Source organism: Shewanella sp. MSW, from assembly GCF_007636515.1.
Classification (GTDB): Bacteria; Pseudomonadota; Gammaproteobacteria; order Enterobacterales; family Shewanellaceae; genus Shewanella; species Shewanella indica.
The window spans coordinates 70,654-84,396 of record NZ_LVDR01000015.1 but is presented as its reverse complement, the minus strand read 5'-3'; the positions used below and the strand labels follow the sequence as shown (position 1 = coordinate 84,396).

The following is a 13,743-nucleotide window of genomic DNA, read 5'->3' as shown; positions in this document are numbered from 1 at the left end:
AACCGGCGAGACAGTGAATTATCCCAAGCTACTACAAATAGCGGCGGCCCATAAGGCTGCCCATCAAGCCAATAAAAGAGAGTACCAATGAACAACAACGATCTGGTCGCCAAACTCTGGAAACTCTGTGACAACCTGCGCGATGGCGGGGTGTCGTACCAAAACTACGTCAATGAGCTGGCCTCCCTGTTGTTCCTGAAGATGTGTAAAGAAACCGGGCAGGAAGAAGACTTGCTGCCCGAAGGTTACCGCTGGAATGACCTTAAAGGAAAAATGGGCCAGGAGCAGCATCAGTTTTACCGTAAGCTGTTGGTGCAACTGGGGGCCGACGATCACGCCATAGTGCGTGCGATTTTCCAAAATGCCAACACTACCATCCGCGAGCCTAAGCAGCTTACGGAGCTTGTCAGCAATATGGACAGTTTGGAATGGTATGAAGGAGAGCAGGGCAAAAGCCGTGACGACTTCGGTGATATGTACGAAGGCCTGCTGCAAAAAAACGCCAACGAAACCAAGTCCGGCGCTGGGCAATACTTCACCCCCCGTGCGCTTATCAGCACTATTGTAAAAGTCATGCAGCCCAAACCAAGGGAAATCATTCAAGATCCGGCAGCGGGTACCGCAGGCTTCTTGATTGAGGCTGATAAATACATCAAGGCCCGCACCCATGATTTGGATGACCTTGATGATGACGACCAGGATTTTCAGATGAAAAAGGCCTTTGTCGGCCTGGAGCTGGTTCCGGAAACCCGCCGTCTGGCGCTGATGAACTGCCTGCTGCACGACATTGAAGGCGATGCCAACGAAGGTGCAATTCGTTTGGGCAATACCCTTGGCAGCGCCGGTGAAAGCCTGCCAAAGGCCAATGTGATCCTCACCAACCCGCCCTTTGGCAGCGCCGCCAGCACCAACATTACCCGCACCTTTGTGCACCCAACCGGTAACAAGCAACTGTGTTTTATCCAGCATATTTACGATGCCTTGGAGCCGGGTGGCCGCGCCGCCGTGGTCATTCCGGATAACGTGTTGTTCGAAGGCGGTAAGGGCACTGATATCCGCCGCGACCTAATGGACAAATGTAACCTGCACACCATTTTGAGGTTGCCCACCGGCATTTTTTACGCCCAGGGCGTGAAAACCAACGTGCTCTTCTTCCAAAAGGGCACCCCGGAGAATCCGCGTCAGGACAAGGGCTGCACCAAGGAAACCTGGGTGTTTGATATGCGCACCAATATGAACACCTTTGGTAAGCGCCGCCCATTAACGGAACAGCACTTTGACGCCTTTATCGCCGCTTACGGCAGCGATAAAAACGGTCAGTCACTGCGTGAAGAAGGTGTTTACGAGACCTTGGGCGCAATCTATGCCGATGGCGATAGCTTTGAAGCGCAGAAGCTGGCAGCGATAGCGCAGGCTAAGCAAAATGCCGCCGAAAAGGAACAAGCCTTTAATCAAGCCGAGTTTGAACGCGAGTATCTCAAAGCCAACGCGCGTTGGAGGAAGTTCAGCCGCGACTATATCCGCGACCAAAAGGGCGACAGCCTGGATATTTCCTGGCTGAAAGACCTGGAAGCGACCAGCGCCGAAAACCTGCCAGAGCCGGATGTTTTGGCGGGTGAGGCAATGGCAGAACTGACCGAAGCCTTGAGCGAACTGTACCAACTGATGCAGGCGCTTGGGGCCAATGATGAGGCAGAGGCGCAAAAGCTGTTGATTGAAGAGGCGTTTGGACTGGCGGAAAAACAGCAAGAACAGGTGCTAGAGCCTGCGGAAGGGAGCCTGGACGGTGACGTTCAGGAGGCGAAGGCATGAGCCAGTTACCGAAGGGATGGGCTAAGGCCAAGCTACCTCAATTTGCTGAAATAATCATGGGCCAATCACCGGCGAGTAGTGACTGCAATGATATCGGAGATGGTATCCCTTTCTTTCAAGGAAAGGCCGAGTTCCAAGAACTCTATCCAGAAGTGAGAAAGTATTGCACTAAACCGAAAAAGCTTGCCCAGAAGGACGATATACTTCTGTCGGTGAGGGCACCCGTTGGACCTACAAACTTAGCTCCAGCAAAATGCTCAATCGGAAGAGGACTAAGCGCAATACGAGCGTATGAACAAGCCGACCGATATCTTTTACTTTACTTGCGCTCCATAGAGCCATGGACGTCTCAGCAAGGAACAGGGTCAACATTTAAGGCAATAAGTGGTCAGTTTTTAAAGGACTTGGAGGTTAGGGTTGCCCCCCTAGCCGAACAAAGTCGCATCGTTGAAAAGCTGGATGAGGTGTTGGCGCAGGTGGACACCATCAAAGTGCGCCTCGATGGCATTCCCGCGATCCTCAAACGCTTCCGCCAATCGGTACTCGCTTCTGCGGTATCGGGGAAATTGACGGAGGAGTGGCGTGGGGAATGCGCTGAAGATACATCTTGGAAACAGATTACTTTAAAAGAAGCAGCTCACATCCAAGATCCGCATCCAAGTCACAGAACTCCGCCCGTAGTTGAAGATGGAATTCCATTTGTTAGTATTGGTGATCTACGGGAGGATGGTTCAATTGATATTGAAAATGCTCGTAAGGTTTCGCCTGACGTACTTAAAGAACATAACGCTCGTTACACGTTAAAAGAAGGTGATTTTATATTTGGCAAAATAGGTACTTTGGGTAAGGCGACAGTATTACCAATTGGCGTTGATTTTGCTCTTTCTGCGAATGTAATTCTTATTCAACCAGAAATTAGTTTAGCTGACCCTAAGTATATTCAGTACTTTTTATCATCACCAACGACAATGGAAGAAGTAGCTAAACAGGCGAACTCAACATCTCAGGCTGCATTCGGGATAAAAAAAATGCGAGCGTTTGTTTGTAGTTTGCCAAAGAAAAGCGAACAAAAAGAAATCGTCCGTCTCGTCGACCAGTACTTTGCTTTTGCCTACACCATTGAAGCGCAGGTGAAAAAAGCGCAGGCGCGGGTGGATAAGCTGACCCAAAGCATTCTTGCCAAGGCGTTTCGTGGTGAGCTGGTGGCGCAAGACCCAAATGACGAACCGGCGGATAAACTGCTGGAACGCATCGCTGCTGCGCGCGCCGAGGCCGAAGCCTTAGCCAAAACCGCGAAAAAGGTAGGGCGTAAGCAGGCGACGGCGTAATTCCTTTTATATCCAGCACGCCTTCGGGCGTGCATATTTAAAGGCCCCTAAATGGATTTTCAGACAAAATTTACTGCGTATAAGCAACATGTCGTTGATTGCTTAACCAGCCAAGAAATTAACAAACCAGATTTTTATGCTATTGCCGTATTTAAGGCATTAGCAGAGCTAACACGCAGTGGACTGGTAACACAGCATGCATCGGGTGCAGAGGTTGTTGAACGCAAAACGCTTCAGCAACATATTCAAACCACGTTTCCGGCGAAAGATAACTCACGTCGGCAGGAAGTGAACAAATATCTGTCCCACCGTTATTCTCTGGCAAGGGCATTGGAGCCAGATTTTATCGAGTTTGTTTTTGATGGTGACAGTTTGGTATATACCCGTGACGATGAGGTAGCCGCTGGCTCAAAAAAAACAGGATATAGAATTGCAGAGTTTCCCCAAAAAGACGCGCTGATTGACTATCTGATAGCGCTGGACTTAAAACCTGCCTATGAGCGCTTAACGGGCGATTCCCTGCTCGATTTGTTTAACGGATATGTGCATGAAAGATCCTACCCAAGTTCGGCTTGGTATAGAGGATACAGAGAAACGTTTAATCAAATTCATGCTGACCCAGACTTTTCAGATGAGACCTTGGCGTTAATTTGGTACGAGCGAGATAACTCTGTTTCCAGTCTAAGACAAGGTATGCCATCCCACAAAGAGTACGAAATGGCTAAGCCTGTTTTGCGGGAAATTTCATTTCTTATTAAGCAAAACGCCACTTCCGAAACCTACCTTCAAGCCAGGCAGATGATGCAAAATGCCAAGTCAGAAGGTGCCTTGAATAAAATGTACTGGGCGTTGCTGAATAGAGTATTTGCAGCTATCTCACCGACTGTGTGTACTACAACGGTCGACGAAAACTGTTTCAGAGTAGTTGCGTCTTACCTCGATAAGCGTTTTTCCCTGGGACTGTCCCTTGAAGGAAATTGGTTTGAAATGAATGAGGAATTTAAGCGGGCTATATCGACACATCTTCCGGAGGATTACGACCCCATGTTTGCCAATATGGCGACATGGCAAATATACGAAGACATTCGAGATGGTCGTCTGGATCAAGTCAGGGAAGATACTCAGAGCGGCTATGAGGTTCATCCAATGGGAAATACTAACGATAGGGTCACCCCGTTAAACCAAATTCTTTATGGCCCGCCGGGAACGGGCAAAACTTATCTGCTCCAAAAAAAATTTGAACAATACACCAGTCAGCCAGAAGTGCTGGAGCATGATGTTTGGTTAAAAACCAAGCTTGAGTCGTTAAACTGGATGCAGGTGTTGACCCTGTGTTTACTGGATATTGGTGGGAAAGCCAAAGTAAAACAGCTGGTTGAACATGAGTATTTCCAGTGCAAGGCAGCGCTTAATCATCGTGATAAAAACTTGGCCAATACCGCGTGGGCGGCGTTGCAGAGTTTTACCATACTGGATTCAAAAACAGTGGAGTATCAGTCCCACAGCGAGCCTGCAATTTTTGACAAAACCGAAGATGCTTTCTGGTTTATTGTCAAAGAGAAGTTGGAGTTGGTGGAAGATTTGGTCGCCCTGGCAAACGAGATCAAAGAAGGGCCACAATCCGCCGAGGTGATCCAGCGTTACAGTACCACCACCTTCCATCAGTCTTATGGCTATGAAGAGTTTATTGAAGGATTAAGAGCACAAACCGATGACGATGGAAACATTCACTACTCTGTTGAATCGGGCGCTTTTCTACAGCTATGCCAGCGCGCAGCGAATGACCCGGACCACCGCTATGCGATGTTTATTGACGAAATTAACCGCGGCAATATCTCTAAAATTTTTGGTGAGCTGATCACACTTATCGAAGCCGACAAACGTGCTGGCTGTAAACACGCCATATCAGTGAAACTTGCCTATAGCCAAGAGCCCTTTTCGGTCCCGGCAAATGTCGACATCATCGGCACTATGAATACTGCCGACCGTTCCCTGGCGATGATGGATACCGCGCTGCGCCGCCGCTTTGACTTTGTCGAGATGATGCCAAACCCAGCTTTATTGGGTGGTTCTTTAGTAAATGGCATCGATCTTAAGCGCTTGCTGCAAACACTGAACGAGCGCATTGAGATTCTGTACGACCGTGAGCACACCCTCGGCCATGCGTTCTTGATGCCGGTGAGAAATTTAAAAGACGAAGGTAAGGAAGATGACGCCTTTGCCAAGCTGGTGAGTGTGTTCCAGGACAAGGTAGTTCCCCTGTTGCAAGAGTACTTCTTTGAAGACTGGCAGAAAATCCGCCTGGTGCTGGGGGATAACCAGCGTGAAGCTCAATTGCAGTTTATCGACGAAACGACGTTAGACGATGGAAAGTTAACCGCATTATTTGGTTCAGCCAATGAACTCAATCATTACGGCGATGCGCCCAAGAAATACCAATTAAAGCCATTTACTGACAAGGTGTGGACGTTAGAAGAAACCTATATTGGCATATACCAGACTAACCAGGCCAAACGAGAGCTCGAATAAGTGATGCAAAGCGTGACCCCCACAGTGTTTGAGTTTGGTTACCTCTGCTCAGATAGTTATGCTGGTGATGCAAAGGGGTACACAGTGATCCCCGATGCAGATTTTGCCTACTTAGAGGAGCGCTGCCTGACGGAGGATAACTCTGGTTTCAACCAGCTGATGAAGCCCTGCTTCAGGCGTGGTTGCAGGCTGCTTCAGGTGCAAAACTATGTCGGCATCATTTTTGTTCCTTCCGGGGATCATATCGAGGTGTTACCTAAAACGGGCCTGGATTCTGACTCGGGTGAAACGACTTATGAGCAAGCCCGTGCAACATTGCTTGTGATGCTGCAAGCCTTGGGAGAGTTTCGCCACATTCAGCTCGATAACGCTGCCCTTAAAACGCTGAAAATGCCGCTACTTGAAGTGTTTATCTCTCAGTTTTTGGAGTGTGTGAACCACATCGTTAAACGGGGCCTGAAGCGTGATTATTTGCGTAAGGTAGACAACCTTTTAGTTAAAAAAGGCAAACTCAATATGGTAGGGCAGTTTCGTCACAATACTGTGGCAAAGCACCGATTTTACTGTGAGTTTGATGAGTATGTGGAAAACACTCGGGTTAACCGCCTGTTGAAAAGCGCTATGCTCATGGTGCAAGGATACTGCAGGAACCACAGCAATCAGAAGTTGCTGCGGGAACTGCTATTTGCATTTGATGCAGTGCCCAAAAGCCTGAACATTAAACAAGATTTCGATAGCGTGAAGCTTGACCGTGGGATGCAGCATTATAAAGCTGCGTTAAGTTGGGCGAAACTTATCCTGGACGGCGCTTCGCCGATCAGCATGAAAGGGCGGACAAAGGCGCCTTCACTCCTGTTCCCCATGGAATCAGTGTTTGAATCTTTTGTCGCAAAAACACTGAGAAGCCAGCTTCCCACCGCGTATTCGCTCCGTACTCAAGCTAAAACAGAGAAGCTTGTTACCCATCACTTGGGACCAGGTAAACAGCGAAATTTGTTTACCTTAAAGCCAGATTTGATGATTGAAAGGGATGGCGAACAAGTTTGCGTGCTCGATACCAAGTGGAAGCGCATCAACCCGGATAGCACCGATAAGTTTGATTTATCTCAGGCGGATTTTTATCAGATGTTTGCGTATGGGCAAAAGTACCTGAAGGCTGAGGGAACCCTGGTATTGATCTACCCGCAGACCGGGACGTTTCAAAAACCACTGGAAGGGCATTTCGCGTTTTCTGGATCACTGAAGCTGTGGGTGCTGCCGTTTAAAATTGACAAGTTCAGGAGCCACATAATCTTTCCTGAGGATGACAGTTTGTCTTTGGGCGATGATGGGTGGGTTACCAAAGCCTTCGACTTGAACCCGGCCCAAAGCAACGCATAACCCTAATCAAATGAACTTAAGAGCCAAAGCCTACAGGCATCACTTAAGCTAAAACGACAAAAATAAGGACGTTGGAAAACCTATGCAGCAAACCGACTCAGCACCGCAACGCTGCGGCGCGAATCAAAACTCCAGCCCATTTCAAAATGATAGTGCTTGGCAAAATAACTCTAAAAATCAAGATAGCACTAATCAACAAAACCAGATTAACCCAAAAAGAGTCAGCCTCGCAGTGCGGATTTGGCGCGGAGTGAAATTCTTGGTGAAATGGCTGTGGTTATTGACCATGTTTATACTGGGTATTGGTCTGTGTTTGCTGATGCAGTCAGAGATATTCGAATACTCTTATTCCCTGTCAGAGCTGGATCTGGCTGAAACTATATTTATTGTTGGATTGCTGTGGTTTGCTTTCCATTACATAAAGCTCTGCTGCCGAATTGACGCCCCTCTGGTGCGTAAAATTATCACCCCCTTTGTACATCAAGCCCATGTGTTTTTGGTGGCTTTCATTGGGCTACTGATATATGCGGCAGCCAATGACACAACCGTGGATGATTATGCCAGTATGCCGATGCTGGATGTAGTAGATTATCTATTGACCATGGCAACCTTGGGCTATAGCTATCACCGACTTGGCACTCTTTCCAGTGTGCAGTCTGTTTCTGCAGTACCTCTGCCTGCTGAGCCTGCTACCGCCTCGTCCGTGAATGGCTTCGCTGCTAATGTTAACCAGTGTCCTACTGTTAAAATGGGAGGTGCAGAATGAAGCCTGTTATTTACAGTATCGGATTGCTGCTGATTACCCAGCCAAGTCATGCGCTGGTGAATTCCAATGCCAAACCCGGCAGTGCTGAGTTCTTGATATACGCCTGCAAAGAATACACAGAGTTGTATAAAAAACGCGATGAACCCCGCTTTGGAGCTTTCCTGACGACGTCAAAAGAGGAAAGTTTCCGCGCCGGTTACTGCCTGGGCGCGATAATGCATGCCAACAGCACTTGCACCTATTCCTATGGCAAGTCGGTTTATGGTGCCGCCGAAGTGATAGCATCGGTCAACCTTGACCAGGCTTTCAGTGAGGCCAAGTTGTTGGAGCAGGCCGTATGTCGCTAGTGAATAGCAATCAGGCTGTGCAGCAATTATTCGGCGTTTCAGGTAGCGAAGCACTGCGAACCAAAGCCAACAGTTTTCTGCGTAATGGGGTGATTCCGTCGTCACTGATAGTGGATGACGGTTTCAGCGACCCGAGTATGGGTAAACGGGGAAAAAAATGGTTGCAGTCACAAGCTGTCGACTGCCTTTTCAATGCGCTCGTGCTCGATGCTTTTTTTGACGATACCCAATACGTAAAAGCGATATTCGAGCTACCTGCCACCCGAAGGACCAGCGCCAACTTGTGTGAAGAGATTTTACTGAAAGCCCAGACGGTATCAGCAGTGAGCCATTTATCGCGGAAGGCGCAGCAATTTCTGTGCGAGATGCGTGAGCCGGCATTTAACCTCCGTGCAGCCCGCCTTTCATGCCCATTTGAAGCCCAGCGTTTACCACAAATGGATATGGCTCTGCGTCACACAGGGCTCTTGTATGAACTACTTCGCACGCAGCGTCTGTCACTATCCTTCAAAGAGCAATTACTGCTGTGCTGGCTGGAGCAGGATCTTACTGGTGCCGTAACTTTGGCAGACCAACTTGAACCCGCATTGTTGCATGCTGATATGGCATTGGCTGATCTTGTTCGGCGGGTTCGCAGCGAGTATCAGGAGGCTCTGAGCTTCAATGCGCTATTAAATTTTCTGCCGGACTGAAATAACGCTTTTTTGTGCGGTGCACAAATCAACACTACTCCTGTCAATCAAAAGGAGTTGTGTCATGAGCAAAGCAAATCAGTTAGTTATCAACTATCACATCACAGAAAAGTGCAATTACGATTGCCATTATTGTTATGCCAAATGGGCTAAGCCCAACGAGCTGTACCGCAATCGGGAAGAGATGAAACGGGTGCTCGCCAAGCTTGCCCAGTACTTTTTGTCCCCTAATCCGATTCAGCAGCAACTTCAGTATCAGAGTGTGCGCCTTAATTTTGCCGGTGGTGAACCTTTAGTGCTAAAGCAGAGGTTTATTGACGCATTGGATTACGCCATTGAACTAGGCTTCAAAACATCCATTATCACTAACGGGCATTTAATCAGTGACCAATTTATTGCTGAGCAAAGTCATAAATTGCAGTTGCTTGGGATTAGTTACGACGCCTGCTCTGTTGCAGAACAACAAAAAATCGGACGTATGACGGCGTCTGGCAAGGTGTTATCAACAGAGAGATTGCAATCAATTTTTCAGCAAGTTAAGCGTCACTCTCCAACCACTGAGCTGAAAATCAATACAGTGGTGAATCAGTTTAATATTGAGGAAGACTTCAGCTCCCTAATTACGGCACTTAAGCCTGACAAGTGGAAAATTCTGCGGGTTTTACCTGTGTTTGACTCCATTCAGACTATCAGCGATAAGCAATTTGCTGCCTTTGTCCAGCGACATGAAATGGTGTCGCACTGTATGTCGGTTGAGAATAACGACTCAATGACCAACTCCTATCTGATGTTGAGCCCTGATGGCGCTTTGTTCCAGAATACTGACCAGGCTCATGGATACTTTAAGAGCCGCCCGTTACTCACCACGCCAATTGCCGTGGCATTAGCCGAAACCGGATTCGATACCGCCAAATTTGCCCAGCGCTATGTGAGTGCAAATTCCAGTGACGCAGCATTGGAGGGCCTGGTATGAGTCATCAATATCTGGTCACCCTGGGGAGTTTGCAAGTTTGGCTGATTAGTCCTGGAACCTCTCGCGTGATGATCCACCGAGCCGAACGCCTTATTGTCAGAATAATGGCAAAAGATGTTGTGCGTGGCATGCGCCCTAAAGTACTGAAGGGGAATAAGCGCTGGTTGAGCTACCGGGTTAATCGTAAATATCGGCTATTGGTTAGGCGCGAATGCAACAATACTGGTCCATTTTATTGCCTGAGTCATAACGACTTCGATCATTGGGTTAACAGGCAGTAGCACCAAGTGCGTAGCATGGCCGTTGCATTGAATTGGACTGCGAAGGTTCGTGGGCTTACTTCGGCTTTGATTGGTGTATGCCATTCCAACATAAGCTTATTAACTCCGCTGCAGGGCCGCGCTTCAATACTATGGCCGGCAGTATTACTGGGGCGGTTATGTGCATTACTGCCCTTGTGTTAAAGCCCGTTGGCAGTAGGGGCGCTTCGCCCCAAGTCTTGAACTCAACTCGCTTCTTTGGCCTAGGTCAATGACATGCTCTTAATCTCATCGTATTATCCGTACGGTGTTTTACAAGGAGTTTTCACAAATATGCCCAATTCAACGTTCTCTGTTCAGCGTACCGCAAGATCGTGGATTAGCGCCTTTCTCAGTCAACGTGGTTTGACGGCTTCAAAAGGGATTCCGTTATACCAGTACCAGGTTTCTTCAGCAGAATATGCTGAGCTCAAAGACATTCTTTCTGAATCTTTCAGGTTCGCAGATCCTGGCAGGTTATCTGCTGAATGGTGCGCAGCCTATACACTTTATTGCGCCGAGTGGTTTCGCCGTGAATATAACCTTGAATGGAGCTGGCGACCCATTTTCCAAACTCTCGGATTTGAATTGACGCACGGGCAGCGTGCAGAGGTTGTCAGGCTGGGCTTAGAGTGCTATTGGGGGCGCAGTATATCCCGTTACCAGTCAGACCGATGTGACTATTTAGGATCATTATTTAAAGAAGGTGGTTTGCCTTCAAAGCAATTGTCCGAGGACTCCAATGGCTACCAGCTTGCTTTTACCTCTATATTCAGTGGCTATCAGCAGGTAAAGGAGTGGGGGGGAGAGGCGGTTAAACGGCTTATTCTTAGCCGAATCCTTCGATTGCCTGAAAACTTACAGGGAGAAGAGTCCGTTGAGTTGATTTCAAATATGGTTGAGCAGCTTGATGGCTTGGTACATCAATTTTCACTGGAAAAACAGCTCTGCCCAGCTGCATATCTGGATGAGCATTTTCCAGAGTGGCGTCGAAGTTTTCCGTTACCGTTGGAAAGTGAGGTGGGGTCTGCCTTTCTCAGTCAGTTACTGGTCGGCGCTTCAGAGGCAGTAAAAAGAGTAGCAGGAAAACGCACGAGGCTATTCTGTAGGCACTTTGTTTCTTTTGATAATCAGTCGTTCAGTACCGAAGTTGTACTGCCGCTGAATTGTCGATTTGAACTCTCGAGATTGCAGCTGACATCCGGACGAATCGAGTTGGCGGTTTTTGAAGGTGATAAGCAAATCGCAGCCCTTGGTCCAGCATTCGTTCAGTTTGAAGCTGAGCAGGCGATAGTCAGGATGAGGATGGCCAGCACTCTGGTCAAGCGACGTCAGGCACAAAGCGAACTTTATCTGGTCGCAATGCAGGGGGGGCAGAGACTGGCCGACATTCGGTTGGCGGATAGCGCGCTGGATCTTGGAGAAGTGCCGCTTACCCTGATAGAAGAGGGAGGCTCTTGGCGAGTATTGGCGCAGGCGTCATTAACAACAAGTCGCGAAGAAGTGTTTATGTTGTGTCCCCCGCGTATGCAAATGACCTTGGTTCATGGGCAGTGGGAGCATGATTTCAACGGCATGAAGTTTGGGGATTTTAGCCTGACTCGGCTTAAAGGTCGTTGTGAGATAAATACCGTTGACTCAGAACGTTTTGTAATTACAACTGGTGCAGAAGATTATGGTTTTGGCGCGGTTGTGATTAAAGGGGAGCAACTTAATTGGAAGACAACCCCCGCCCTGATTTTCTTGGGAGTACCTTCCGTCACACCTGCTGAAAGTTCTTCCGAGATGGTGAATAATCAATACTCGAGCTATCTCGGTTCAGACATCATCAATAGCTTACATGGTTCACAAGTCTATGGTCGGCATACGTTTTCTGTCAGAACGTCAGAAAATGTTACTTTGCTGAAAAAGCGTATAGGTATCCTTCCTCGTGATTTTTCGATAGATCTCATCGCTGGCGCAACCCCCAATCAAGGCCGTATTAAGGTTTCCACTTCCTTTTCTTGTGTGACAAGGATTCAATCCGATCGGGTTAACGTAGATGATTTGAAAAAAAATGGCGGCGTGACTGAAATCCTTTTGTCAGCCAAAGATATGCCGCCGGAGTCTGTGCGGCTGGAGGTGACGGTAAGTCTGGGGGCGGATCCGATATACATCGATGTGCCTTTCCCTTCAAAGGGGGCGTTAACTTTTGATTCGGATGGTAATGCTCTGGCCAGTCAGCTGTCGATTGATGATTTGTTGGGGGCTAGTTTACATCTATTCGCGCAGCAGGGATGCCCTGCAAGCTTTCAGGTTGAAGCAATTAGTCAGTCTTCAGAAAACGTGGTTCGAGCGCCTTACTATCGTTGGCAATATAAGGTCACGGATAAACCGCTGCAAATAAGTCTATACGGATTGAGGGACGCAATTATTTCACTGTTGTCGACGTCAGATGCTCTGGACGCGAAGGTTGACCTTTCCATCAGTGGGCCTGGAAGAATCATTCGGCACAGGATTAGCCGTTACTCTATGGTTCTTGAATACGATAAAAGTAACAACACCGTTTATCCTGAATCTTTGGGTATTTTGCAATCATCGTCTTTAAAGCCGGCATTAATGAATTTGGCCAATCCTGAGCAGAAACCTATTTTGCTATCTGGTCGTTTGTCCCAGGGAGTGAACACCGGGTTATATGAATTGCCATCCTTTGTATTTGAAGGTGGTCCTTGGTTGGTTATCCCTCAGGAGTCAAGCAGCATAATGTTTCGTGCCAAGTTTATTCCAGGCTCGATGGAAGGCGTGAACAGTGACGAGCTAAAAACCTTGCAGAAAGCTGCACGAATCTATCATCCACGTTTTGCGCCGGACGCAATAAGCACTGTGTTATCTCAGATGGCGGACGACTGGACCCACAGTGGTTGGCAGTATCTTAAAGATATTTACCGTAATTTCTCTTATTTGCCACTGTCGACGTTTGAAGTTTGGCGCCATTTAGTAAAGGATCCCCGCACTTTGGCTGTCGCACTTTTTCGGTTTGAATGTGATCCCCAATTCATTGCTCAAATCGATGACGAACTTCCAGTGTTGTGGGCGTTTATTGAGCTAAAAGATTGGCAGCATGCGGTTCGCTTATTGGTAAAAAGTCTATCTGCGGTGGGCATATCAGATATCCTTGTACAGGATATTGTGTCAAAGCAGGTGGATAAGCTTGCCACCTCGATTTCTGTGTTGGACGATATAGTTGCAACTTATCTTAAGCACAACTCGATGCTGCCTCCTTTACCTATTCCCGTAATGCAACACACTATGAATGGTTGGTATCAAGCACTTCTTAATCAGCAGTCCGAAGATGTGGTTTGGCCTGAGGAATTCGGAGACGAGATTCGGAATTGTTGCTTGGCGCTTCGACAAATGCCATTTGAGGTTTCGACTGTGAGGACGTACCACCATGGTGTGGTTTATGCTCCAATTTTCGCGGCGGCAATCGCCAGCGGCATTATCAAAGGTGCGGATACCCTGATGCGCTCAGATGAAGCCTTGTTTCACTTCCGTAAATTAAGAGATTTTGACAGTGAGTGGTTTGAGCCTGTCTATCGTTGCTTCATTAATTATTTCACTCAGGCATAAACAAGGTT

9 protein-coding genes are annotated in these 13,743 nt (G+C 47.9%); all 9 read left to right on the top strand.

Translation table 11 applies throughout. The features are described from left to right. Window positions 1-87 precede the first annotated feature (87 nt). Window positions 88-1,812 carry an N-6 DNA methylase gene (locus tag AYI96_RS15615; protein ID WP_144361941.1) on the top strand — a complete coding sequence of 575 codons (1,725 nt, stop codon included), beginning with the start codon at window positions 88-90 and terminating at the stop codon, window positions 1,810-1,812. Beyond that, window positions 1,809-3,140 carry a restriction endonuclease subunit S gene (locus tag AYI96_RS15610; RefSeq protein ID WP_144361940.1) on the top strand — a complete coding sequence of 444 codons (1,332 nt, stop codon included), beginning with the start codon at window positions 1,809-1,811 and terminating at the stop codon, window positions 3,138-3,140. The genes AYI96_RS15615 and AYI96_RS15610 overlap by 4 nt, the downstream gene beginning before the upstream one ends. Window positions 3,141-3,191: 51 nt before the next feature. Beyond that, complete coding sequence (locus AYI96_RS15605; RefSeq protein ID WP_260853011.1) at window positions 3,192-5,669, top strand: McrB family protein; 2,478 nt, start codon at window positions 3,192-3,194, stop codon at window positions 5,667-5,669. Between the two features lie 3 nt (window positions 5,670-5,672). Next, complete coding sequence (locus tag AYI96_RS15600; RefSeq protein WP_144361939.1) at window positions 5,673-7,049, top strand: McrC family protein; 1,377 nt, start codon at window positions 5,673-5,675, stop codon at window positions 7,047-7,049. An 82-nt stretch (window positions 7,050-7,131) separates the two neighbouring features. Further along, a complete protein-coding gene (locus tag AYI96_RS15595; protein ID WP_144361938.1) occupies window positions 7,132-7,815 on the top strand; it encodes a hypothetical protein in 684 nt (227 codons plus the stop codon). Beyond that, entirely contained in the window at window positions 7,812-8,162 is a 351-nt protein-coding gene (locus AYI96_RS15590; RefSeq protein ID WP_144361937.1) for a hypothetical protein, read from the top strand. Before AYI96_RS15595 ends, AYI96_RS15590 begins: the two co-directional genes overlap by 4 nt. Then, window positions 8,153-8,854: a hypothetical protein gene (locus AYI96_RS15585; RefSeq protein ID WP_144361936.1), complete on the top strand. Its 702-nt coding sequence runs from the start codon at window positions 8,153-8,155 to the stop codon at window positions 8,852-8,854. Before AYI96_RS15590 ends, AYI96_RS15585 begins: the two co-directional genes overlap by 10 nt. Window positions 8,855-8,918: 64 nt before the next feature. Continuing rightward, window positions 8,919-9,827, top strand: a complete 909-nt coding sequence (locus AYI96_RS15580) for a viperin family antiviral radical SAM protein (RefSeq protein ID WP_144361935.1) — start codon at window positions 8,919-8,921, stop codon at window positions 9,825-9,827. Window positions 9,828-10,420: 593 nt separating this feature from the next. Then, window positions 10,421-13,735: an STY4851/ECs_5259 family protein gene (locus AYI96_RS15575; RefSeq protein ID WP_144361934.1), complete on the top strand. Its 3,315-nt coding sequence runs from the start codon at window positions 10,421-10,423 to the stop codon at window positions 13,733-13,735. Window positions 13,736-13,743 lie beyond the last annotated feature (8 nt).

Coding starts and splice junctions, on each gene's coding strand:
- AYI96_RS15615 (WP_144361941.1), top strand. CDS start 88: ATGAACAACAACGATCTGGTCGCCAAACTCTGGAAACTCTGTGACAAC.
- AYI96_RS15610 (WP_144361940.1), top strand. CDS start 1,809: ATGAGCCAGTTACCGAAGGGATGGGCTAAGGCCAAGCTACCTCAATTT.
- AYI96_RS15605 (WP_260853011.1), top strand. CDS start 3,192: ATGGATTTTCAGACAAAATTTACTGCGTATAAGCAACATGTCGTTGAT.
- AYI96_RS15600 (WP_144361939.1), top strand. CDS start 5,673: ATGCAAAGCGTGACCCCCACAGTGTTTGAGTTTGGTTACCTCTGCTCA.
- AYI96_RS15595 (WP_144361938.1), top strand. CDS start 7,132: ATGCAGCAAACCGACTCAGCACCGCAACGCTGCGGCGCGAATCAAAAC.
- AYI96_RS15590 (WP_144361937.1), top strand. CDS start 7,812: ATGAAGCCTGTTATTTACAGTATCGGATTGCTGCTGATTACCCAGCCA.
- AYI96_RS15585 (WP_144361936.1), top strand. CDS start 8,153: ATGTCGCTAGTGAATAGCAATCAGGCTGTGCAGCAATTATTCGGCGTT.
- AYI96_RS15580 (WP_144361935.1), top strand. CDS start 8,919: ATGAGCAAAGCAAATCAGTTAGTTATCAACTATCACATCACAGAAAAG.
- AYI96_RS15575 (WP_144361934.1), top strand. CDS start 10,421: ATGCCCAATTCAACGTTCTCTGTTCAGCGTACCGCAAGATCGTGGATT.